Origin of the sequence: Peribacillus tepidiphilus (genome assembly GCF_009466385.1) — a bacterium.
Lineage (GTDB): Bacteria > Bacillota > Bacilli > Bacillales > DSM-1321 > Bacillus_BN > Bacillus_BN tepidiphilus.
Window position 1 is genome coordinate 37,721 of record NZ_WIAQ01000008.1, and the last position, 23,188, is coordinate 60,908.

21 protein-coding genes and 1 pseudogene are annotated in these 23,188 nt (G+C 37.8%); 2 read left to right on the forward strand and 20 right to left on the reverse strand.

Features of this window, described 5'->3' with window-relative positions; translation table 11 throughout:
* Nucleotides 1-191 precede the first annotated feature (191 nt).
* The 16 genes from GD441_RS06950 to aspA form a co-directional block, all read right to left on the reverse strand.
* The gene (locus GD441_RS06950; RefSeq protein WP_225434162.1) at nt 192-977 is read right to left on the reverse strand and encodes an SDR family NAD(P)-dependent oxidoreductase; all 786 of its coding nucleotides are present in this window, start codon (nt 975-977) and stop codon (nt 192-194) included.
* Between the two features lie 43 nt (nt 978-1,020).
* Nucleotides 1,021-2,001 carry a quinone oxidoreductase family protein gene (locus GD441_RS06955; RefSeq protein ID WP_153125110.1) on the reverse strand — a complete coding sequence of 327 codons (981 nt, stop codon included), beginning with the start codon at nt 1,999-2,001 and terminating at the stop codon, nt 1,021-1,023.
* Nucleotides 2,002-2,016: 15 nt separating this feature from the next.
* Nucleotides 2,017-2,796, reverse strand: a complete 780-nt coding sequence (locus tag GD441_RS06960; RefSeq protein ID WP_153125112.1) for an enoyl-CoA hydratase/isomerase family protein — start codon at nt 2,794-2,796, stop codon at nt 2,017-2,019.
* 27 nt (nt 2,797-2,823) lie between these two features.
* Nucleotides 2,824-3,894, reverse strand: a complete 1,071-nt coding sequence (locus GD441_RS06965) for a phosphotransferase family protein (RefSeq protein ID WP_153125114.1) — start codon at nt 3,892-3,894, stop codon at nt 2,824-2,826.
* Between the two features lie 22 nt (nt 3,895-3,916).
* Nucleotides 3,917-4,324, reverse strand: a complete 408-nt coding sequence (locus GD441_RS06970) for an acyl-CoA thioesterase (protein ID WP_153125116.1) — start codon at nt 4,322-4,324, stop codon at nt 3,917-3,919.
* Between the two features lie 225 nt (nt 4,325-4,549).
* Nucleotides 4,550-6,169: a long-chain-fatty-acid--CoA ligase gene (locus GD441_RS06975; protein WP_153125118.1), complete on the reverse strand. Its 1,620-nt coding sequence runs from the start codon at nt 6,167-6,169 to the stop codon at nt 4,550-4,552.
* Between the two features lie 167 nt (nt 6,170-6,336).
* Nucleotides 6,337-7,089, reverse strand: coding sequence for an SDR family NAD(P)-dependent oxidoreductase (locus tag GD441_RS06980; RefSeq protein WP_153125120.1), 753 nt, complete (start codon nt 7,087-7,089; stop codon nt 6,337-6,339).
* Between the two features lie 54 nt (nt 7,090-7,143).
* Nucleotides 7,144-8,382, reverse strand: a complete 1,239-nt coding sequence (locus GD441_RS06985; protein ID WP_153125122.1) for an acyl-CoA dehydrogenase — start codon at nt 8,380-8,382, stop codon at nt 7,144-7,146.
* A gap of 111 nt (nt 8,383-8,493) precedes the next feature.
* Nucleotides 8,494-9,243 (reverse strand): 2-phosphosulfolactate phosphatase, encoded by a 750-nt coding sequence (locus GD441_RS06990; RefSeq protein ID WP_153125124.1) that lies wholly within the window; start codon nt 9,241-9,243, stop codon nt 8,494-8,496.
* Between the two features lie 42 nt (nt 9,244-9,285).
* The gene (locus GD441_RS06995; RefSeq protein ID WP_153125126.1) at nt 9,286-10,059 is read right to left on the reverse strand and encodes an SDR family oxidoreductase; all 774 of its coding nucleotides are present in this window, start codon (nt 10,057-10,059) and stop codon (nt 9,286-9,288) included.
* A 463-nt stretch (nt 10,060-10,522) separates the two neighbouring features.
* Nucleotides 10,523-11,224 (reverse strand): ABC transporter ATP-binding protein, encoded by a 702-nt coding sequence (locus GD441_RS07000; protein ID WP_153125128.1) that lies wholly within the window; start codon nt 11,222-11,224, stop codon nt 10,523-10,525.
* Complete coding sequence (locus GD441_RS07005; RefSeq protein ID WP_153125130.1) at nt 11,217-11,990, reverse strand: ABC transporter ATP-binding protein; 774 nt, start codon at nt 11,988-11,990, stop codon at nt 11,217-11,219. Before GD441_RS07005 ends, GD441_RS07000 begins: the two co-directional genes overlap by 8 nt.
* Nucleotides 11,974-12,972, reverse strand: a complete 999-nt coding sequence (locus GD441_RS07010; protein ID WP_153125132.1) for a branched-chain amino acid ABC transporter permease — start codon at nt 12,970-12,972, stop codon at nt 11,974-11,976. The genes GD441_RS07005 and GD441_RS07010 overlap by 17 nt, the downstream gene beginning before the upstream one ends.
* Nucleotides 12,973-12,978: 6 nt before the next feature.
* Nucleotides 12,979-13,863, reverse strand: a complete 885-nt coding sequence (locus tag GD441_RS07015; RefSeq protein WP_153125134.1) for a branched-chain amino acid ABC transporter permease — start codon at nt 13,861-13,863, stop codon at nt 12,979-12,981.
* An 83-nt stretch (nt 13,864-13,946) separates the two neighbouring features.
* A complete protein-coding gene (locus GD441_RS07020) occupies nt 13,947-15,110 on the reverse strand; it encodes an ABC transporter substrate-binding protein (RefSeq protein WP_153125136.1) in 1,164 nt (387 codons plus the stop codon).
* A gap of 420 nt (nt 15,111-15,530) precedes the next feature.
* Nucleotides 15,531-16,955: an aspartate ammonia-lyase gene (gene aspA, locus GD441_RS07025; protein WP_153125138.1), complete on the reverse strand. Its 1,425-nt coding sequence runs from the start codon at nt 16,953-16,955 to the stop codon at nt 15,531-15,533.
* 310 nt (nt 16,956-17,265) lie between these two features.
* On the opposite strand from aspA, the gene GD441_RS07030 reads away from it, so the two are divergent.
* A complete protein-coding gene (locus tag GD441_RS07030; protein WP_153125140.1) occupies nt 17,266-17,532 on the forward strand; it encodes a DUF2533 family protein in 267 nt (88 codons plus the stop codon).
* Between the two features lie 120 nt (nt 17,533-17,652).
* Here the strand turns inward: GD441_RS07030 and GD441_RS07035 are convergent, their stop codons facing one another.
* Nucleotides 17,653-18,567, reverse strand: coding sequence for an MBL fold metallo-hydrolase (locus GD441_RS07035; RefSeq protein ID WP_420849664.1), 915 nt, complete (start codon nt 18,565-18,567; stop codon nt 17,653-17,655).
* Between the two features lie 94 nt (nt 18,568-18,661).
* Between GD441_RS07035 and GD441_RS07040 the strand changes: the two are divergent.
* A pseudogene (locus tag GD441_RS07040) lies at nt 18,662-18,880 on the forward strand (phosphatase PAP2 family protein); the annotation flags it as partial.
* A 62-nt stretch (nt 18,881-18,942) separates the two neighbouring features.
* Here GD441_RS07040 and GD441_RS07045 read toward each other — a convergent pair.
* The 3 genes from GD441_RS07045 to dacB form a co-directional block, all read right to left on the reverse strand.
* The gene (locus GD441_RS07045; protein WP_191992120.1) at nt 18,943-19,356 is read right to left on the reverse strand and encodes a peptidylprolyl isomerase; all 414 of its coding nucleotides are present in this window, start codon (nt 19,354-19,356) and stop codon (nt 18,943-18,945) included.
* A 259-nt stretch (nt 19,357-19,615) separates the two neighbouring features.
* On the reverse strand, nt 19,616-20,710 hold the full coding sequence (locus GD441_RS07050; RefSeq protein ID WP_153125146.1) for a branched-chain amino acid aminotransferase: 1,095 nt from the start codon (nt 20,708-20,710) through the stop codon (nt 19,616-19,618).
* Nucleotides 20,711-21,023: 313 nt separating this feature from the next.
* Complete coding sequence (dacB, locus tag GD441_RS07055) at nt 21,024-22,505, reverse strand: D-alanyl-D-alanine carboxypeptidase/D-alanyl-D-alanine endopeptidase (protein WP_420849665.1); 1,482 nt, start codon at nt 22,503-22,505, stop codon at nt 21,024-21,026.
* Nucleotides 22,506-23,188: the final 683 nt, after the last annotated feature.

Below are 23,188 nucleotides of genomic sequence, written 5' to 3' on the forward strand. Positions count from 1 at the left end.
TCCTATTTTAAAACTAACTGACCCTGCCAATTATACTAACCAGTTAGTATGTTATTTCTATTTTATTTTGACTTTTCAGAAAATACAACCTTAATTTCTATTCATGTGACATTTTATATTTCTTAAAAAGGAATTTTCACTTTACAAATATATGTAGTTACCAGATTTTTTGCTAAAGCCTGCTAGCTGATTTAAGTAATCAGCCAGCCACCATCAGCAAGTACGTCTGAACCAGTCATATAAGAAGCTTCATGTGAGGCCACAAATGCGATAATATTTGCAATTTCTTCTGGTCTGCCTACTCTTTTTAATGCCGTATTTTTTCTTATGGCTTCTTGAAATTTTTCATTTTTTAATCTCTGATCAGTCAATGGGGTTTCGATGAAGCCTGGAGAAACCGAGTTTACCCGGATGCCATGAGGTGCCAGCTCATAGGCAAGTGCTCTTGAGAAATTCATCACTCCTGCTTTTGCTGCGCTGTAATGGGGAATGTGTGAGCCTGCTTTGTATCCAGATAGGGAAGCAACATTTACAATCGCACGATCTCTTTGGGTAACACCTAAATCCTGTTGACTTCCTTTCACCATGATCTTTCCTAAATCTTTAGATACAAGAAATACACTTTTCAAATTGGTTTTTTGGACATCATCCCAATTTTGAGAGGATGTTTCTAAAATTTTGGATTGGCTTGATCCTCCTGCATTGTTAATTAAAACGTGCAAGTCTCCATAATGACTGTCAACATATTCAGCCAATTCAGCAACGTCTTCTTCATCTGTAACGTCACAAGTAAAAACTTCTGCTGCAGGTATTTTAGTCGTTTGATTAATTTTATTTGCTACATAATCAAGCTTTGCCTTCGTTCTGCCAACTAAAATCACTTTTGCACCCTCATTAGCAAGTCGAATGGCTGTATATTCCCCAATACCGCTTCCTGCTCCTGTAATGACAGCTATTGTTTGCGAAAACCTGTTCAATTCCATGCCTCCTTTTACAAAAAATTAATGGATTTATCAATTATCATGATTTTGGTTCTAATATAAGCTTTCCAACAGTTTTTCGGGATTGCAAGAGAGCGTGGACATGGGCAGCTTCTTCTAAAGGAAAAACATCTCCAATGGTTAATTTCAGCTTCCCTTCAGCTAAATACTGAAACAACTCTTGTAAACTCGTTTTTAATAACTCTGGCTTTCTCATGATTTGTGGAAGAAAAAAACCTATAACCGATTGATTTCTGGCCATCAGAGAAGAGGGATAGAATCGACTTTGCTCGCCGCTAGCTACACCGTAGATTACGAGTCTTCCAAAGGTAGCAAGACATTTTAAGGTTTTGATGAAAACATCTCCACCTGCCATTTCAAGTGCAACATCCACACCCTTTCCTCCAGTTGCTTCAAGCACTTGTTCCTCCCAATTTTCATTTGTGTAATTGATCAAAACATCTGCACCCATTTCGTGCGCTAGCTGTAGCTTTTCCTCTGTACTGGCAGTAGCAATTACTTTTCCGGCCCCAAAAAGCTTAGCTAGCTGTACAGCCAATGTACCTACACCTCCTGCTGCTGCATGAACTAATACGCTTTCACCTTCTTGCAGTCGCCCCATTGTTTTTAAAATATGATAAGCACTTAAGCCTTGTAATGGTAGTGCAGCGGCCTGATTAAAATCCAACTGTTCTGGAATTGGAATAAGAGACCGCTCATCAGCAATTGCGTATTCCGCATATCCTCCGGATTCAATTAACGTCACGACTCTTGTTCCTGGCTTTACTGACGTTACATACTCTCCTACTTCTACTACAATTCCGGCTACTTCAGCACCAGGAATGAATGGAAGAGTGGTTTTCACAACATATTGACCTTCTCTTCGTGCGGTATCCGCATAATTGACGGCAGCTGCATGAATTTCGATTAATACTTCTCTACCTTTCGGAACAGGTTTCTCAACTTCTACTTTCTGTAAAACTTCAGGTCCACCAAATTTTGTGAATTGTATCGCTTTCATAACTTCCTCCTATTCTTATCTTCCTGTAAAAGATGGTTTTCTTTTTTCTTTAAAAGCTGAAACTCCTTCTACATGATCTTCTGTTGTGACCATTAAAGTTTGAGTAATCGCTTCTTGTTCTAGAATTTCGTCAAGAGTAGCAGTAAAAGAATGATCAATCAGTTTTTTCATCATCCCATATGCTTTACCAGGTCCACACGCTAGTTTAGAAGCAAACATTAACGCTTCCTCCTTTAAGTCTTCAGCAGGAACAAGCCGATTCACGACCCCTAACTGATACAAACGTTCAGCAGATACCGGTTCGCCAGTAAAGAAAAACTGTTTTGCCAAATGTGGACCTATGATTCGTGGAAGGAAATACGACCCTCCACCATCAGAGATTAATCCAACCTGTGAAAAGCTCAGTGCGAATTTACTATCTTCTGCTGCAATAATTAAGTCGCATGCCAATGCCAAGTTAAAGCCTGCACCAGCAGCAAACCCATGAACCGCCGCAATGATTGGCTTCTCTGTTTCTCTTATTTTCAAAATGCATTTATTCAATCTATTAATATGCTCATATACTTGCTGTGGATTAGCTTTCCCCATATTTTTCACGTCGCCGCCTGCACTAAATGAACGGCCAGCTCCAAACATAACAATTGCTCTAATTTCTGGATTCTTTTGAGCGTTTTCAAGTGCATCCACTAAACCGTTAATCATGTCAGCACTAAATGCATTTAAACTTTCTGGTCTGTTTAACGTTAATGTCATAACGCGATTCGATACATCTACTAATAAGTCTTGATTACTCATGAAAAACTTCCCCCTTTTATTTACTGCTCAAACCTTCTCTAAAGCCACATTCGATCCATGGGTGATTAAGCTTTTGGCAAATTCATCAAACTTGGAGAACCGTTGATCGTTTGTTTGGCCTTTTTTATAGCGATAATAGATTTGTTGAACGATAACGGCTAGCTTGAAATAAGCAAACGATAAATAAAAATTCATATTCGAAACGTCTCGTCCACTTTTCCTTGCATAAGCTTCAATGAATTGTTTACGTGTCATAAACCCATCGTATACTGTTACAGGAGCTTTACCCAATCCTTGTTTTAAAAGGTTTGGATCATCCTTTTCGATCCAATAGCCCATTGCCACACCTAGATCAGCGAGAGGATCGCCTACTGTAGCCATTTCCCAGTCAAATAAACCAATCAATGTGGATAAATCTCTACTAAACATAGAATTATTCAATTTGTAATCATAATGAATAACGGCAGATTGATGATTTTTTGGGATATGCTTAATTAGCCAGCTTGTAAGTGCCTCAACTTCTGTTATTTCACTCGTTTTTGCTCGCTCGTATCTTGAAATCCACCCATGAACTTGTCTTTCCATGAATCTCTCCGGTTTACTTATTTCCAATAAACCAGTCTTTTTGTAGTCAATGGAGTGAAGCTCTACGAGTTTATCAACCATTTCATTGGAGATCCGTTCACATAGTTCTTTTGTTACAGTAATATGTTCAGGGAAAGAGGTATCGAAGACCTCTCCATGCTTCCTTTCCATAATAAAAAACAGACTTCCAACGATGCTTTCATCTTCCGAAAAAAGGATTGGTTTAGGAGCTGCTGAATATAAAGGATGAATTTCAGATAGGATTCGATATTCTCTTTTCATATCATGAGCTCTCGGTGCTACTGGCCCTAGTGGTGGGCGCCTTAACACGGCTTCCCACTCACCTATTTTCAATAAATACGTTAAATTGGAGTTTCCTGCTGAAAATTGACGGATGGTCAACTCCTCCATTGGTAAGTCTTCAATCTGTTCATATAAAAACTTTTTTAATGCTGGAAGGTTTAATTCTTCTCCTTGTCGAACATGAATCGTTTCTCTGTCTACTTTTTCCATAAACTACCCTCCTTCCTCAATGTTAAGAACATTCAGACTTCATATGCCCTGCTAGCTGACTTTTTAATAATTCTGGAATCTGTTCACTTTTTTGTTCTTCATAATTGTAATAGACAACAATTGCACTTGCGCTTGCTATGATTTGTTTTGTTTGGGCACAAACGATTTCGTGTTCTAATTGAAAGCTTTTTGTACCAATTTTAGAAACGCAGGTTTTGATGGAAAAAATTTGATTGAAGTAACCTTGATTGATAAAGTTGCAGGTTGTTGATGCTAAAATAAAGTTCCAATCTTTTGCTTTCATGTTAAACCCTAAAAATTGAAAAAATTTTATTCTTGCTTCTTCAAGGTAAACAAAGTAGCTTGTATTATTGATATGTCCTAATGCATCTGTTTCTGAAAATCGCCCCGTTATTTCAATTTCGTGCATGAACACACCTCCTTACGAGTTGATTTGATACAAAATACTTTTATTTTTTGGCTCTTTTCGCATAGATTGTTGTTTTTGGGCTAAAAAGTTTGTCCGTTGATTTCCGCTCTAGGCAGTTGCTTTCCGCGGGGAGGGATCTCACTCCTCGGCGAAAAAGAGAGGATCAGTAATAACAAAAATCTCCCGAACCTTTCTTTTATATCTTTTCTTTGGGTGTTATTAACGTTAATTGGGTTTTGACTCCAAGGCTTCTCGAAGTGCCCTCCGCAGAATTTTTCCAACACTTGTTTTTGGAAGCTGCTCACGGAATTCTACAATCCGAGGAGCTTTATAAGTTGCCATATTTCTTAAACAAAAGTCAATGATTTCTTGTTCCGTTGCAGTTTTACCTGGTTTTAATACAACGACAGCTTTTACATTTTCACCTCTATAAGGATCAGGTACACCTATTACAACGGCCTCCTGTATACATGGATGTTCATATAATATTTCTTCGACCTCACGTGGATAAACGTTGTATCCGCTTGCAATGATCAAATCTTTCTTTCTATCGATAATCGAAACATACCCATCCTCATCCACTTTAGCAATATCTCCTGTATACAACCAACCGTCTCGAAGTGTATGAGCAGTTTCCTCTGGCATATTCCAATACCCTTTCATGATTTGAGGGCCTCTTATAATTAGTTCGCCTATTTCACCTGTCGGGACTTCTTCATTTCCCGTTCCCAAATCCACTATTTTATAATCAGTCGATGGCACACCAATACCGACCGTACCAGGCTTTCTTTCAGCAAATACTGGATTGCAATGGGTCGTTGGAGACGCCTCAGATAACCCGTATCCTTCTAATATTTTTGCACCTGTAATTCTTTCAAATTGATTTAATAATTCAACTGGCATTGGAGCACTGCCACTATTACAAATTTTAATACTATTGATTCCGTATTCCTCTGCCTCAGGATGATTAGTAATGGCCACATACATCGTAGGAACACCTGGAAATATCGTAGGCTGTTCTGTTTTTATGGTATTTAACACTTCCATTAATTCAAATCGAGGAAGAAGAATCATTTCATTTGCCGTATAAAGGGTAAGATTCATACAAGAATTCATTCCAAAGACATGAAAAAATGGGATGACGGATAAATTACGCTCTTTTCCAATTTCTATATGATCTTTAAAAAACTCATAGCATTGAATCACATTCGCAAAAATATTACGATGAGTTAACATGGCCCCTTTGGATCTACCTGTAGTACCACCAGTATATTGAAGAACAGCCACATCATTTTCAGGCTGTATGCTTACTGGAAGTACTTGACCATTCCCCTCTGTTAAAAAATCTTCAAATGTACGATCAGGAGTAAAATTTTTACCAGAAGGCGGTAAACTTACAACAATGATTTTCTTTATATTTGTTTTAGGCTGTATTGCTTTTACTATTGGATATAGAGCCTCCAATACGATAATTGTTTCAGCACCAGAGTCATGTATTACATGCTTTAGCTCCCGTTCAACAGACATAGGATTCACTTGTGTAACAATAGCACCAGCTGTCAATATTCCGTAAAAGGAAATGACGTATTGAGGACAGTTTGGGAGCATAATGGCCACTCGATCACCCTTCTGAATGCCATTTTTTTGTAGAGAAGAAGCAAAAGCTGTTACTGCGAATTGAAGCTCTTGATAGGTGATTTTCTTATTAAAAAATGAGATGGCGTTATTGGAAGGATATTTTGAAGCAATTTCATGTAGCATTTCAGGTAATGATTTTCTTGGTATAGTAATATCTGTGGCGATTGTTTCAGGGTAATGGGATATCCAGGCTTTTTTGGCATTCATTTCTTAATACCTCCCTAATATTATTTAGGTATTACAATTTATATTTCATAGGAGAGTATATTAGCATCTAGCAGATTAATAGAACTGGATTATAGGTTTTACTTGATTTAACAAAGTGTAAACATAAGAGGATTTTTCCGTTTCAATGAAAACTAAGATTAAGAATATTAAAAAATCACTCCTCCACCATCAACCGACAATGTTGCACCAGTAATAAATGAGGCTTCGTCTGATGCTAAAAATAAAACGGCATTTGCCACTTCTTCTGGATTCCCAATTCTGCCGAGTGCATTAGCACGTGAAATAATCGGCCATTTACGTTCGTTATTTTTCCATTGATCAATGATTTTTGTGTCAATAACACCAGGAGCAATGGCATTGACTCGAATATTGTATTTCCCGTATTCTAACGCAGCATTTTGCGTCAATAAGATGACTCCACCTTTAGCAGCATTATAGGCGGATAAATATTTTTGGCCTTTTAACCCCATGACGCTTGAAGTATTAATAATAACCCCATTCCCAGACTTTTTAAGTTCTGGAACCGCATATTTTATCCCAAGAAAAACCCCTTTTAAGTTACTATCGATCACCTTATTCCACTCTTCTTCCAGCAGATCTACACTTCTCACTTCTGAGTTTCCAATTCCAGCATTGTTAAACAAAACATCCAAAGCGCCAAAAATTTCAACAGTAGAATGTATCAAATTTTGTACATCTTCTGAATTTGTTACATCTGTTTTAATAAAACATGCTTCACCACCTTTTTCTTTAATAAAAGAAACGGTTTCTTGCCCAGACACCGAATCTATATCAGCAACAACTACTTTTGCTCCTTCTTGAGAAAAGCGTAGGGAAGTGGAACGACCAATTCCACCGCCTCCACCTGTAATGATGGCTACCTTTTTTTTTAACCTCATTTTTGAACCCCCTTATTCAGTTAGAGGTAGATTCATGTTAATGCACGATCTTATCTATTTTTGAGTAGTGACTAAATCAGATTTCCACTGGTATTTTCGAAGCTCGAGTTTAGCAAGTTGAGCACGGTGTACTTCATCTGGACCGTCAGCCAGTCTTAATGTTCTAGCATTTGCCCATTGAGCAGCTAGAGTAAAATCATTTGAAACTCCTGCTGCACCAAGAGCCTGTATAGCTCTGTCAATTACACGTAATGCCATGGAAGGTGCAACTACTTTTATCATGGCAATTTCTGTTTTTGCTTCTTTGTTTCCAACTTTATCCATCATGTATGCTGCTTTCAAAGTTAGCAATCTAGCCTGTTCAATTTCAATTCTTGAATCGGCGATCCATTCTTGAATGACCCCTTGGCTACTTAGTGATTTGCCAAAGGCTACACGATTTTGAACTCGCTTACATAATTCTTCTAGTGCACGTTCTGCAGCTCCTATTAATCTCATACAATGATGAATTCTGCCTGGGCCTAATCGACCTTGAGCGATGGCAAAGCCTTTCCCTTCTCCCCAAATAATGTTCTCAGCAGGGACTCTAACATTTTCATAGCTAATCTCCGCATGTCCATGTGGCGCATGATCATAACCAAATACAGGGAGCAATCTTTCGATTTTAACACCTGGGGTATCTAAAGGAACAAGAATCATCGATTGCTGTTCATAACGATTTGCACTAGGATCGGTTTTTCCCATGACAATCGCAATTTTACAGCGTGGATCTCCAGCTCCTGAAGACCACCATTTTCGGCCATTGATTATGTAGGAGTCTCCATCTCTTTGAATACTAGCTTGAATATTGGTGGCATCAGAAGAAGCAACGTCAGGCTCCGTCATGGAAAAACAAGAACGGATTTCTCCTGCAAGAAGCGGAATTAGCCATTGTCTTTTTTGTTCCTCAGAGCCATATCGTTCTAGAACTTCCATATTCCCTGTATCTGGGGCACTACAATTGAATACTTCTGGCCCAATCATAGAGCGACCCATAATTTCACATAGCGGAGCATATTCTAGATTCGTCAGCCCTGCACCAGAATCGCTTTCAGGTAGGAAAAGATTCCATAAACCTTCCGCTCTTGCCTTTGCTTTTAATTCTTCCATAATGGGTGGAACTCCACTCCAACGAGATTCTTGCTCGTTCAACTGTTCCTCATATACTTTTTCATTTGGGTACACATACTTCTCCATAAATTGCGTTAATCTTTGTTGCAATTCTATTACTTTAGGTGAATAGGAAAAATCCATTCGATCATCTCCTTTTTACATATTAAACGATTCGTATTACGATATTTTTGCACGGCAAAAACATTAGACGGTTTAAATAGATCGTTCATTTTCTTACGTATAGAAAATGGTTCATGAAATCGATTCAACACTTCTTTTTTCATCTACAACACTTTTATCTAGTAAAACTGGAACTACATGACATACACTTTTTTTAGAAACAAAGGTTAATGCTTCTTCAAAACCATAACGGGTTAACATTTGTCCTACATTTGATTCCTTTATGATTTCTTCACTTCTACCTTTGCTTCCAAGATAAAATTGATAGGCTGCATTCGCTGCATCTGTTAATTCACATGTAAAATTTCCAGTAAGAAGGCAATCGATAAAATAGCCAGCTCCTATAAAATCCTCTATATTAAATTCTCCTGAGGATCCTGAACATATTAATATAATGGATTCGCCCTGATGCGTATTTCTTAGTTGCTCTGCTACAGCTTTACTATTTAAAATTGAAGCAGCATATACCTTTTTGGCCATTTCAGAGTTTTTTAGTGCAACCGTTCCATTTGTTGTAGATAAAATGATGGTTTTACCTGATACGATTTCTTTAAGACCCATTGGATTAGGAGATAGAAACCCTTCTAATGTCGCTCCCTCATATTCGCCAACAAGCAAATAACTCCCTTCAATCCTTCCCTCAGCCTCTTTTTTTGCTTCTGTTCCGTTCAAGACTGGTATTACTTCTTTTGCTCCAAATTCTAAAGCAGCTGTAATAGTCGTGGTTGCAAGCAAAATATCGAAAACTACAACTAACTTATTATCACTAAGTTTTTGCTGATCAATATCTTCTTTCTTCATCAAAAGATGTATTTTTGGCATTTTTTAACTCCTTTATTAGAGTATAATCCAAGGTTTGCACACTTACATAACAGAGGATCCACCATCCACTACTAAAATGGCCCCTGTCACAAAATCTGAAGCAGGTGCAGCTAAGAAAAGTGCAGCTCCTTTTAAGTCATTGTCACTACCAAATTTTCTTAAAGGAGTTCCTTCTAAAATGGCTTTGCCTCCTTTTTCTAATAGCCCTTTTGACATTTTTGTCGGGAAAAATCCTGGAGCAATGGCATTTACATGAATCCCACGCGGTCCCCATTTTACGGCTAAATCTTTTGTAAAGGTTATAACAGCACCCTTACTCGCACTATAACCAATCGCATCCATGTATTTTGGATCGGATCCTTTTAATCCTGCTATGGAAGCAATATTGATGATTTTTCCACTTTTTTGTTCTAGCATGATTTTTCCAACAGCTTGGGACATTAAAAACGTTCCAGTTACATTTACTTTCATCACTTTCTGCCATGCTTCAAGCGGCATTTCTTCCATTGGCGCTCCCCAAGAAGCCCCGCTATTATTGACTAAAATATCAATTCGACCAAAGGTTTCGAAGGTTTTTTCAACCACATACTTTACATCCTCAGGATTTGTAACATCACATTTAAGAGCTAACGATTCTACTCCTATTTTTCTTAATTCTTCACTTACTTCTTTACACGCTTCTTCATTTCTAGAACAAACCACAACGTTTGCACCTGCTTCAGCAAATCCTTTCGCGATTTGTTCACCAAGTCCTCTACCTCCTCCCGTAACAAGCGCTACTTTTCCCGATAAATCAAAAAGTTCGTTAACATGCATAGCATGACCTCCTAATAAATTTGTAAGCTGATCGCTTTTTCAATCTTGCAGATCAATTAAATACTAACCAGTCGGTATGTTTGTTACATACATCATATAAAATAAATTCTGAATATTCAACACATTTTTTATAGCTGACCTATAAAATGATTGTTTCTGTTTTTATTGCTATGATTATTTTTATAGACTTATTCTACAAACCTTTCTAATATCAGAAACACTTTTTCGATTTCACTGGATTTATTGAAGTTCAGTTGTGCTTTACAATAACCCGCGGGTCTTAGTCTTAATCCCGCAGGTTTGAACAATAATTCCGCTAGTTTTCTTGATATTCCCGCCAGTTTGAATATTACTTCCGCCAAACGGTACTTTTTAGAAAGGTATAGGGACAACAAAAAACCCTTCTATAATTAGAAGGGCTGCATCTTCAGACTGAGTCTGGGCAAATTCATTTTCTATTGATTTAATGTCCTAGATAGGCTTCTTTAACACTTGGATCATGCAGTAAGTCTCGTGCTGGACCTTCTTTCACGACCTTACCTATTTCGAGGACGTAGGCGTAGTCTGCTATTTTCAGAGCTTGCCTTGCATTCTGTTCTACTAGCAATACAGTTGTTCCGTCTTGATTGATTTCTTTTACGATTTTAAAAATATCTTGGACAATTAAAGGTGCTAATCCCATAGATGGTTCATCGAGAAGAAGCAATTTCGGTCTTGACATAAGTGCTCTCGCAATGGCTAGCATCTGCTGCTGGCCACCAGAAAGGGTTCCACCTAGTTGGGACTTTCGTTCTCTCAAGATTGGAAACCGATCCATCACTTTTTCTAAATCGGCTTTGACTTCGGAATCTTTTCTTGGAAAAGCTCCCATTTCCAGATTTTCTAGCACTGTCATTCCAGATAAAATCGCCCGGCCTTCCGGAACGAGAGCGACTCCTTTTCTAACCAATTGGTCAGGACGATCTGCAGTCACATCTTGATTTAAAAACGAGATTTTCCCTTCCTTTGGCTTTAATAGTCCGGCAATGGTTTTCATGGTTGTCGTTTTTCCGGCACCATTTGCTCCTAGAATTGTTACGATGCTTCCTTCGGGTACCTCGATGCTAACGCCTTTTAAAGCTTGGATATTTCCATAGTATGTATGGATGTTTTTTACGCTAAGCAAGCTCTTCTTCCTCCTCTCGGCCGAGGTAGGCTTCAATTACTTCAGGATTATTTTTGATTTCTTCTGGTGTTCCTTGTGTAATTTTTTTACCAAAATTAAGAACAGCAATTCGATCGCACACCTTCATGACAAGGGGCATATCGTGTTCAATGAGTAAGATCGTAATTCCGAGCTTTTTAATTTTTAGAATAAGCTCATATAGATCGTTTGTCTCTTTCTCATTCATTCCAGCAGCTGGCTCATCCAGCAATAAAAGCTTTGGTTCACTTGCTAGGGCACGGGCTATTTCGAGACGGCGCTGTTGACCATATGCAAGGCTATCAGCAAACGTATCTTCATAATCCTCTAAACCTACTAATTGCAATAGCTCTTGTGCTTTTGCTTTTATTTTTTTCTCTTCAAGACGCTGAGACTTTGTTCGAAATACACTTGACCATACTCCCGATTTGGTTCTACAATGCTGACCTACTGTCACATTATCAAGGACCGTCATGTCAGGGAAAAGGCGAATATTTTGAAAGGTTCTACATACCCCTATTTTCGTAATCTGATAAGGCTTCAATCCTGTTAAGGTTTGTCCGGAAAAGACAATTTCTCCTGAAGTAGCAGGAAACATGGAGGTAATAAGATTAAACATGGTTGTTTTCCCTGCTCCATTTGGACCTATTAATCCAAAAACCTCTCCTTTTTCAACTTGAAAAGATACGTCTGTCAAGGCTTGGATTCCACCGAATTTTTTTGTAATATTTTTAACTTCCAATACCATGACTTTGATTCTCCTTTTCCTTGCTTGCTTCCTTATGTTTTTTCTTCTGTTTTCGCCTATTACTCATTTTATATACCAAATGATAATCAATGAGTCCTTGTGATCTAAATGCCATCATTAGGACGAGAATCACACCATAAACCATATATCTGTATTCGCTAACTTCCCTTAGAAATTCTGGAACTGCGGTCAGGAAGATTGCTCCAAAAACAGGTCCCCAAATGACTTCGCTTCCTCCAAATACAGCAAAAATAAGAATCTCAACGGCCCGATGATAAGCAAAATCGGAAGGGCTAATATAGGAAGTGATATGCGCAAACAGTGCCCCTGCAAACCCGGCTACCATGGCGCCTTGAGCAAATGCAAGAATTTTGTAATACGTAATATTGACCCCCATAGCTTCTGCTGCATTTTCGTCCATTTTTATGGCTGCAAAAGCACGTCCAACACGGGAGTTGTTTTGTCTTACAAAGAAAAAGATTAATACAAGGGTAATCATCAACAGTAAAAGAAATACAGTTAAACTAATAAACTGGTTATTTTGAAGTCCCAGCTGCCTAGCATTAAAACCAGCATCCCTTAAAAAGATAAATATTTCACGGCCCACATGGGGGATGGATGAAATCCCAATTGCACCTTGAGTAAGGCTTTCCCAATTGACAAACAAAACACGAATGACTTCCCCAAAACCGAGTGTCGCAATTGCTAAATATACTCCTTGTAGACGTAACGTTGGAATACCTATTAAGATCCCAACTATTCCAGCGAGTATTGTACCACATATAATACCGATAAATAATGGAAGATCATAATGGATGGTTAATATCGCTGATGTATAGGCTCCAATACTCATGAATCCAGCGTGTCCCAATGAAAGTTGTCCTGTCGATAGGGTTATATAGATACTAACCCCAAGAATAATATTGATTAAAATAAAGGACATTACCTGCAAATAATAAGGATTGATCATTTCAGCTAACATTTACATTCACCGCCTTGCCTCTGGTGCAGCTTGACCAAATAGTCCTTGTGGTCTTACTAGCAAAATGATGATAATAGCAATGAATGCGATGGCATCCCGATAACCTGAATCTCCGAATGCTACAACCATTGTTTCTGATAACCCTAGAATGAGACCGCCTATCATAGCACCACGAACATTGCCCATTCCACCTAAAATAATAATAGCGAGTCCCTTTAATCCCATTGATAATCCCATCTGAGGTGTAACAGAATTAAATGCCATTCCTACTAAAACGCCAGCAATTCCCCCCATTGCAGAGGCGATGATAACGGTCATGGTAATCATTTTTTTCGTATTGACGCCAAGTATGCTGGCTGCTTCAAGGTTTTCAGCACAAGCTCGAAGCGCTTTTCCTGCCTTTGTTTTCGATAACCATATAGAAAGTCCAATCATTAAAAGAACGGCAATGACAAAAATAACAATCTGAACGGCATATACCGTAATCGAGCCAATTTGAAAGCTCATTTCAGAAAAAGGAGTTCGAAACGGATGGTTTCCAGCACCAAAAAGATGGTGGGCAAGATTTTCTAAAAAAATAGAGACTCCAATTGTACTAATTAATGGGGCTAGATGCGATACGCCCTTCTTACCTCTTAAAGGTCTTAAGGCGATCCATTCTAAAAATAATCCTAAAACTCCAGTAATTGCGATAGCTACTACAAAAGCTAAGTAAAGTGGCAGCTCCAACGTATGGGTGACAAACACACCCATGAACGCACCAAACATAAAAATCTCTCCGTGCGCCATATTGATAATACCTAGGACACCAAATACCAACGTAAAGCCAAGCGCAACGATTGCGTAGATGCTGCCTAATGTAAGCCCGTTAATCAATTGTTCTAGCAACAAGTTCGATTTCACCTCTTTATGTTATACGTCAACATGAATGAAAGCTAAAGAGAGTGTTTTGTTCACTCTCTTTAGCCAGATTGTTATTCGAATATCTGGAAACTACCATCTTTAATGGTTAAAACGGTTGGTTCCATCACAATGTCTCCCTCTTCATCAAAAGACATTTCTCCAAGTATGCCTTCAAAACCTTTTGTTTCTGCCAATGCGTCACGAATCGCATTGCGATCATCGCTACCTGCTCTTTCAATGGCAGCAGCTAAAATGTACAAGGCATCATAAGCTTGAGCAGCAAATTGATCTGGTTCTTTTCCATATTCTGCTTTATACTTTTCAACAAAACCTTGTACTTTCTCGTCTTGTTTTCCTCCAAACCAAGGTGTTGCAACAATTAATCCATTTGCAGAATCTCCTGCAATTTTAATAACTTCCGGAGAGTTAAAACCATTACCGCCTACAAATGGGACGGTGATCCCCATTTTTCTTGCTTGGTTCATGATGACAGCACCTTCGTTATAAAGTGCTGAACAAAGGATTAGGTCTGGGTTGGTCCCTTTAATTTTAGTAAGCTGCGCATTATAATCGGCCTGGCCTTTTTGGAATGTTTCAGTCGTTAAGACTTCTAGTCCCATATCCTCAGCCACTTTTTTCATCGTGTCATATCCTGATTTCGTAAACACATCGTCATTTCCATACAGAATCGCGACTTTTTTCACACCAAATGCTTCTACGGCTTTTTGTACAGAGGCAGGAATCGCCAATGTTTCTGGAATTGAATTTCGGAAAACATAATCTCCAATTTGTGGAATTCCGTCAGCTGTTGTAGAGGTCCCGATGATTGGTACTCCGTTCAAATCAGCTTCTGGGCCTACCACCTTCATTTCAGTGCTTAGGGTTGGTCCTATAATCACTGAAACATTTTCAGAGTTCATTAATTTTTGTGCAGCTGATAAAGCTTGTTCTTGCTTACCAGCAGAATCCTCAGTCAATAACTCGATATTGACCTTACCCTCTGCATTAATTTCCTTGTTGGCAAGCTTTAATCCATTTGTAATGGCTTCTCCATACCCCGCACCTGCACCGGTTAACCAAGATATCACGCCAACCTTTACAGTTACAGCCCCAGATTTTCCACCATCATTGCTTTCTGTAGATGGTTTACTTGCTTCCTTACCGCTACATGCAGACACTAGAATCAATGCTAATACTGCAAAAACAGAAAGGAAACGTTTGATCGATTTTCTCATTTTTTTACCCCCTTGCTTTTTTTGTATGTATTATTTATGGCACTATTAAAAAAATAGTGTCAGACGACCCGCAAACGATTTAAGTGAAAGCTCCTTTGATTTAAGTGAAAGTTCTCTCACTCGCATTCAATCTGAATGTGCGAGTAATATACTTTGTCTAACCTCTATCACTATTTAATAATAAATAGTGTAAATAATTTAAAATTATTATTTTTATAAATTTTCAGTTAATTTTAAAATAAAAACTAGTATTATGCAACTACCTTTGATGATTTTACAAAAAATATTCATCTCTTCTTTTCCTACATGTTTATCTTTGTAATCTAGACTTGTAACTGAAAATTTAAAAAAAGAAAAAGGCAGAACTGAAAAAATGATCAGTTTTGCCTTTTAAATCGTATTGTCTCATAACTACTTTTTTCAGTTTTTGTTTAATAATTCTTCGCCTGCAATACCAGGGTTTGTCATTTCATATGGATTTAGGATGATGTCCAGTTCTTCTTCTGTTAGCACGTCATAGGCTAAACATAATTCCCTAACTGATTTTCCAGTAAGGATGGCTTCTCTAGCGATGCGGGCAACAGCTTCGTAGCCAAGGTGCGGATTAACTGCAGTAATAACTCCTACACTTTTCTCTACATCTTTTGCTAGCTTTTCTTTATTTGCTTCTATTCCTTTTAGACAATGTTCAGTAAATACACGGAACGCGTTATTCATAATACTAATCGATTGAATTAAGTTAAAAACTAGTATTGGCTCCATAACGTTCAGTTCTAGCTGTCCAGCTTCTGATGCTAGGCATATTGTATGATCGTTACCAATTACTTGGAATGCAACCTGATTAATTAATTCAGCCATAACAGGATTTACCTTACCAGGCATAATAGAGGAACCAGGCTGGCGAGCTGGCAAAGTAATCTCATTGAATCCCACTCTCGGACCTGATGCCATCAACCTCAAGTCATTGGCTATTTTGGACATATTCATCATACAAACCTTTAAGGCTGCAGAAACTTCAGTGTACGCGTCCGTATTTTGGGTAGCATCCACAAGATGGTCTGCATTTTTAAGTGGAAGACCAGTGATAAACGCCAAATGTTTTACAACACTTACAATATACTTTGGATTAGCATTTAAACCTGTTCCAACAGCTGTTGCTCCCATGTTTACTTCGTACAGATGCTCTCTAGTATTCTCAATACGCTTAATGTCTCGTGCTAAGACACGGCTGTATGCTTCAAACTCCTGTCCGAGGCGAATTGGAACTGCATCCTGAAGGTGAGTTCTCCCCATTTTGATAACCGAGTCAAATTCCTTTGCTTTTTGTGAGAAAACCTCATGCATTTTACGCATCGTTTCTAAAAGTTTCTCTAAAAGATTCAGAACAGAAATATGTATAGCCGTCGGAAAGGCGTCATTTGTAGATTGAGCCATGTTCACATGGGTATTCGGACTTAACTTTGAGTAATCTCCTTTTTTCTCCCCCATCAGTTCAAGTGCTCTATTTGCAATGACTTCATTCGTGTTCATATTGATGGAAGTTCCTGCTCCACCCTGAATTGGATCGACAATGAACTGATCATGCAATTTTCCGTTTATAATTTCATCTGCAGCCTGTACAATAACTTCTCCAAGACCTTTATATAGTCTGCCCGTTTCCATATTGGCAAGCGCAGCCGCTTTTTTTACCATAGCCATTGCTTTAATAAGCTCTTCATGAATTCTATAGCCTGTTATTGGGAAATTTTCAACAGCCCGAAGCGTTTGAATTCCATAATACGCATCGATGTTGACTTCTTTTGAGCCAAGAAAATCCTTTTCTATTCGAACATTAGCTTTTGTCACGTCAAATTCCTCCTATATGAAAAAACAAATTCTTCTTTAAGTGATGAATTTACTTATCATTTATTTTGACCTTTTAAATGGATATGTATGATAGATCCTTACAAGGACTTATTTGAGCCTATAACATGAAACACTCTCACTTCTTTTCTTCTCTCTGATTATTCGCCCTTTCTAAAATATAATAGCACAGGAAAATTATACTGCAAAAACATTAAGAATTGGAGAGGAAATAATCATTTTAGAAAAATCTTCAATGTAATCAAAAAAGTTGATATGATTAGTAAAACGAATATTTATAAGGAGATAAGGTATGAGTGTTCATAAAGCTATAACTCAACATGTTAATAACCAAAATCAACTTATCAAAGAGTTCCTTTTACTAGATCAAGAAAGAGAAAAACGAATCGAAGAAGCCATCCACCTTTGTATATCAGGACAAGAATTTTCTACTTACCTGATCAATGAAGTAACGGAAAAGATGAACGAAATATCGAAAAAAATTGAAAACCTGCCATCAAGAAAATTAGTAACACCTCAAATGGTAGAGGATTATGTAAAAAAATTAAAATCTGAGTAAGCGGTGTATCGGCTACTTTGAAATAGATTCCGATATTTTAAGAAAAAAGGGCTGTCCAATAAGTCAAATTTTCAAATTTTGGACACCCCTTTTTATGTTTAGGCATTCTTTTAGGTTTGTCTATTCCCACCAAAGTGTCTCTCCTATTTTTAAAACAGCCAGTTTATTAGAAGGAAGCTGCAATCTGTCCCATTCCTTATACATACGTTCAAGTGCTTCAGGACCTGTATCATCTGCTAGTCGATAAGCACCATAGTGCATCGGAATCATCGTTTTTGACTTCGTTTCTAAAAATGCCTTTATTGCATCTTCCGGATTAATGTGAGAATCAGCCATAAACCATTCCGGCTCGTAAGCTCCAATAGGCATGAGTGTATAATCAATAGTAAAACGCTCTCCAATTTCCTTAAAACCCCTGAAATATCCTGTATCCCCCACAAAATAAACAGATTTCTCTGACTCAATAATCCACCCACCCCAATGTGAAGTATTCATGTCGTTTATGGATCTCCTTGTCCAGTGCTGGGCAGGAACAAAGGTAATTCGTATGCCATTATGACTGAATGAATCCCACCAATTCGCTTCCAACACTTGTTTATATCCTCTTCTCGTGAAGGTTTTCTTCAATCCCATGGGAACATAATACGTGATATTTCCCTTCAAATTTCGAATGGTTCCAAAATCTAGATGATCGTAATGACCATGAGAAATGAGAACAATATCAATTTCAGGTAGCTGTGTTAATGGAATCCCCGGCTCTGTTAAACGTTTCTGAAATCCCATTCGTTTTGCCCAAACAGGGTCTGTTAAAATATTTAAACCTGCTGCTTGAATAAGAAAGGTTGAATGTCCGATCCATGTGATGGAAAAATGAGAAAGATTTTGTTTGATTCGGTCCATTTCCTTGTTGTCAGCATGTGGAATTTGCATTGTTAAATCTTTTTTCTTCCTTCTTCTTTCTTTCGACCATTTTAATAAATCTGAAAAAGATTTTTTGTTACTAACATTGTCGTAATTATGGAATCGAGTTTTTATTTTCTTCAATGGACACACCTCAAAATAAAATGCTTCATTCTATTCAGTCTGAATGTGCGTGAAATATACTTTGTCTACATGCTTTCATTCTATTAGCAAACACGTTTTACTTATGTCGGCTGTCACAACTTCCATTTTCCTAAGAGATCGTGTATTAGGTGCGATCATGTGGATTTTGTCTATTTTAACAGCAATCTCACGAATATGGGTAGGTCATCATTATCCATCTGACCTGATTGGTAGTGCAATCATTGGCAGTCTAACCAGCATGTTTGTAGAAAAAACAACTGAAAGTTCTTCTTTGAGGAAATAACTAAGGTGGTTTACAAAAAAGGAGCAGATTCATTGATCGTTGAATCCACTCCAAAGTTATTATTATGAATTTATGATGACCACTTTTTCCATTACATCCCCATTTTTCATGTTTCTAGCTACGTCAAGACCAGAAGTCACTCTACCGAATACTGTGTGTACACCATCTAAATGAGGCTGTGGCTCATGTACAATGAAAAATTGGCTTCCACCTGTGTCTCTCCCAGCATGTGCCATAGAAATTGCACCAGCTTCGTGTTTGTGAGGATTTCCTTCTGTTTCACATTTAATGGTATATCCTGGCCCACCTGTACCTGTTCCATAAGGACAGCCTCCCTGACTTACAAAACCAGGAATTACACGATGGAAAGTTAGCCCGTTATAGAAACCTTCATTCGCAAGCTTTTCAAAGTTTGCAACCGTACCTGGAGCTTCGTTTGGAAATAATTCAAATTCGATTATGTCACCATTTTGCATTTGTATGTATCCTTTTTTCTCCACTAAGTACATCTCCCTTTTATATTAAATCAGACTATATCATATCATTATTCAATTAACAATGAAATGAAAAAGCTTACTTCATAAAAAGGTTATTTTGTTCATATTTTATTCACAAAATGTTTACATTTTCAATTGTGATTTTATATCTTTTCAGTAAGAAAGCCGGGATTGCTTATTGCTTCCCGGCTACCTCATTAATCTCTAAAGCTACATTCTAATCTAAATTAGTAAACGATTATAAAATGGTTTTTGAGTGAACTTTTACTTCTTTTACCCAACCAAATGGGTCTTCGAGTTTTCCTGTTTGGATCCCAGTCAAGGTATCATATAATTTTTTCGCTAATTCACCTGTTTTTCCTTCATTAATGATAAGGCTTTCGCTGTTCCAGATCAACTCGCCAATCGGTGAAATCACAGCCGCAGTTCCTGTTCCGAATGCCTCTTCAAGAGTTCCATCCTTATAAGCTTGAGCAACTTCCTCCATTGAAATTCTACGTTCTGAAATCGGTAAACCCCAATGTTTTAGTAGAGCAATAATCGAATCCCTTGTAATACCAGGCAATATACTTCCGTTAAGAGCTGGGGTAACAACTTCTCCGTTTATTTTGAAAAACACATTCATGCTTCCTACTTCTTCAATGTATTTCTTTTCAACTCCATCCAGCCAGAGCACTTGTGCGCACCCTTTTTCGGCAGCCATCTCTTGTCCCTTTAAGCTTGCCGCGTAGTTTCCACCGGTTTTTGCAGTACCTGTACCACCTTTAACAGCTCTGACGTATTCACTTTCCACTGCAATCTTTACAGGGTTGATTCCTTCCTTGTAATAAGCCCCTACTGGACAAAGAATGATGATAAATTGATACTGTTTAGAAGGTGATACACCCAGATACGGCTCGGTTGCAATAATAAAAGGTCGGATATATAGCGATGTACCTTCTTGAGTAGGAATCCAGTCTCGATCCATATCAATCAAGGTGTACAATGCCTCAATAGCCAGTTCCTCATCAATCGGTGGGATACATAAGCGGTCGTTTGACTGATTCAAACGCTGCATATTTTTTTCAGGACGGAAAAGCAAAACTTTATCATCTTTTGTACGGTATGCTTTCATCCCTTCAAAAACCGTTTGTCCGTAATGAAAAGTCATGGCACTTGGATCTAATGAAAGAGGTTGAAATGGAATGACTCTCGGATCATGCCACCCCTTTTCGATACAGTAGTCCATGATAAACATGTGATCAGTAAAAATTCTTCCAAAAACCAATTCATCTGGGTTTGGCTTTTGTTTTTTTGAGGTACTTTGAGTTACACGAATGATTTGTCTTGTCATATTTATGTCTCCTTGCCCATGTAGCTTCTAAACAGCCACGTGAAAATGGATCATTTTTGTCTCCACTGGCTGTTTATGTTTTTTCTCTTCGTTAATACAAGTAATTTTACTCCTAGCTTTCCATTGTATCAAGGTACATTTACTAAATTTTCATAAAAATTATAAAAAATAATTAATTGTTCAAAGGTTATGTCTAAAGAAGCATCTTTCTGTTAAAGAAATTATGGGCTTTTAGAAAATGTTTTAAAGACAAAACCAATCTTTATGGGCCTGAATACTCCCCTTCTCCCCTCATATTTTCCTCAAAGTTACTCTATGATTCAGCCAGGATTTCAACGATTCGATCTTCTATTTCTTTTGCATCTTCTTCATCTAAAACATTATTGATAAGGATGGAGAAAATAAGGGTTTTTCCACTTTTCGCTTCTACATAACCAGCTAAAGAAGTAACAGTTGTGATAGTACCTGTCTTTGCCCTCGTCCTTTCTTTACTCATTCCTTCATTCATTCTATTCCTAAGGGTGCCTCCAATTTTCCGATCGGATACCCCTCCAACGGGCAATGAATTTAAAAAGACAGGAAACCACGGTTTAGATTGAATATTGAATAGTAGCCTTGAAATTTCATTCGCTGGAATTAAGTTGACGTGTGAAATGCCAGAGCCATCCCGTATTACCATAGTTTCCACATCCAAGCCTAAATGTGAGAGCTCACTCTTCATGACATCAAGTCCCATTTTCCAGCTGCCTTCACCTTTTATCCTCTTACCCATTTCTTTAACAAGTATTTCTCCATGTCCATTATTACTTAATTTCATAAATGGATTTAGCAGCTCTGATAAAGGCATCGATTCATGAGTATACAGCACGTTTGCAGTTGGTGGTGTGAATCCCATTCTTATTTTGCCTATATGAACAATGCCTTGTTTCAATAAGGATTGTCGAAATAAGTCAAGTGCAAATAAGCTCGGCTCCCATACAGGAACCCATTTTCGTTCTCTAATTATTGACATGGAGACGGTACCTTCAAGCACAATTGTATTTGTGCCATGCTCACGATACACTTTATAACTTTCATCTTCCTCCGAAACAGGTTCATTATTTGTTCTGATCCGATTTACTAACGTTACGTAATCAGTTTTAGGATGCAAAGACACTTGAGCGAAATCACCGATCTTTTTTCCAGGCTTTATGTTCACAATAACAGTCCCTGCGTCAAAATCTTCATTTGGGGATGCTGTAAGTGCAGATACCTGGGCTCCGTAATATTCCGTCTCATCCGACCATGGTAAGTCCTCAGAATACCTGATCGAATCATACCATGAATCATCTCCTACGATATCTCCTTGGATCATACTAATACCATTTTTCTTGATCTCTTTCGCAAAAGTGTCAAAGTCTTGTTTTAAAAGTGTAGGATCACCCTTCCCTTTTAAATAAACGTTACCTTGTAAAATATTCCCTACTACCATTCCTTCTGTTAATACTTCAGTTTTAAAGCGATAATTTTCTCCTAGCACCGACAAAGCTGCTGCTGAAGTTAGCAACTTCATATTGGATGCTGGCCTCAGCCTGATATCCCCGAAATGGTCAAATATTACTTCTCCAGTATCAGCTGCCCTTACACTAATACCAGCTATTGCACCTTGTAACCTTTGATCCCTTAAAACTTCTCCAATACGTTCTTCCATTGTATTTTTTTCATCCCTTGCTTGAACAGGTTTGTCTTCGTTTTTTATATGTATGGGTATAAAAGATAATATAATAGCCATACAGCATAGAATACCAAACTTAATGTATGGATTAGGCATATGCTCCCACCTTTAAAAACAGCTAGTCTTCTTATTTGTATGGATTCTTTAACATATTATTCTGTATGAGAAATAAACTAGAACTCTTGTTCTTAAAAAGAACTGGCAATCTATTTATGATGGATTGAATTATAAGTTTACATAATAATATTATTGGTTATTCTTTTTTTAAAAAAAACAGTTTATATTATATCGTATTTTTCAGAAAATAAAAAATAAAGTTCTTTTCACATAGAATGATGTTTTTAGACTATAAAGTTTGCCCGTTGATTTCCGCTCCAGGCACTTGCTTTCCGCGGGGAGGGATGGAAGCCTCCTCGGCGTTGCCGCCTGTGGGGTCTCCCACTTCCCTCTTATTCCCGCTGGAATCAAGTACCCTCCGCTACAATCAACTCAGATAGTATCGTTAAATTACACTAAAAAAGTAACAAACTTTACGAAAACAGCCAAAAATAAAAACAAAAAAATCAGTGAGTCAGCATACAGATTATTGACTTATTTTAAAAATGAAGAAACTGGATTAATAAATGATTGAACAGAACGCATCCACTTCCCGATTTGATTTTCTCATTCCATATGGATCCTATATTCAAGAACAGACAGTCAAATACAAAAAGGCATCAAAAACGCGAAAAACTGGACCTATCATGAGCAAGAGGATTATTTTT